Below are 1238 nucleotides of genomic sequence, written 5' to 3'. Positions count from 1 at the left end.
GTGTCACCCAGCGGTTCTGCCGCTCGCCCAACATGTTGATGCGGTCATACCAAGGGCTGCTTGGATATGACCAAAGTATTTCAGTGAGTTCCTGCGCGCGGGTTTCGCGGTAGATAGCGTGCCCCTCGGCCCGGTCGAGCCAGTCCTCACTTCGAAGCAAAGGGTAGAGGTCGAAGGCCAAGCTTGCGTTTATTCGCTTGGGCTTGATATTAATTGTCCAGAATAGATAAGCCTGCCAGCTTATATCTAGACCGACAAATGCGACCACAGGCAACTCAAAGTTATCAAGCTGGGACGACTCGTCGAAAGCCCATAAACGATGTTGGCCGTCAATGACTTCGAATGGCGGGAGACCTTTCGGGGCCCATGCGGCGTTCCACTTCTCGTACGGAAGCAGAAGTTTGATACTGTCAGCGGCGTCGTTAATGGAAGCTAAATCATTATCATCGATCCGCGACTCATTTCGTGCGTCGCCACTGACAAGGATGTTTAATACGACGGCAGTTGGGAGCCACCCCGGTTTCCGCAGGTCATTAAAATCAGCACTGCTGCGCTTCGCCTCGCTCAAGGTTGACCAAGGATATCCGTATTCAACGAAGCGGCTGATTTCCTCGGAACGCTCTGGATCATGCTGACGCTGAATCCCGAGGTCATCAGTTCTCGGTGCAACGTTGTTTGCTTGACGGCGTGAGATCCCTGACAAGCTTCGCAATTCACGAGCGGGCAGCGAAAACATAAAGAAATGCTGCGCCGGTTTGGCACGATGCTCGTCTGGGTTAAAATCGATCTTATCCCAGCCTGAGAGCCATTGATTGACCTTCAGGGCCGGTACCGTACGCAACTTCGGCTCTGTCATCACATCCCCATTCGCCCCCGGCTGCGGGAAGCCTCATGTTGGCACGATGCAGCGCCTGCTATGATGAGGCAAGCGATAGGTAGCACACGACGTTCAACAAAGGGCCGTTTTCTGAACATCGCCGGCAGCGGCCAAAAATCTGCCATTTATGGCGTTGAAATGTCCAACAACCCGTGCGAGAAACTACGTCTAGAAAACGTAAGCTGCGGATTGAATGTTGAACGGAACGCCTTCCCCCCTTCCCGGCCATGCCGGCACGCGCAGGATCGGATATGCGCGCGTGTCCACGGTAGACCAGGACCTTGCGCCCCAGCTCGACGTGCTGCGCGCGAAGGGGTGCGATCCGATCTATTCGGAGCACGCGTCCGGTAAGCAGGCCGAC

General features: G+C 55.1%; 2 protein-coding genes. One reads left to right on the top strand and one right to left on the bottom strand.

All coding sequences use genetic code 11. The features are described 5' to 3' along the window. The coding region (locus RH90_RS23120) for a DGQHR domain-containing protein (RefSeq protein ID WP_198283489.1) at positions 1-856 on the bottom strand (856 nt) is incomplete at its 3' end. Between the two features lie 214 nt (positions 857-1070). Here RH90_RS23120 and RH90_RS21900 point away from each other — a divergent pair. Beyond that, positions 1071-1238, top strand: a 168-nt coding sequence (locus RH90_RS21900) for a recombinase family protein (protein ID WP_010189291.1), incomplete at its 3' end; no start/stop codon positions are given.

This window comes from Sphingomonas sp. PAMC 26605 (assembly GCF_000241485.1).
Taxonomy (GTDB): Bacteria; Pseudomonadota; Alphaproteobacteria; order Sphingomonadales; family Sphingomonadaceae; genus Sphingomonas.
The sequence above is the reverse complement of the archived record's forward strand: the minus strand, read 5'-3'. Positions and strand labels throughout refer to the sequence as shown.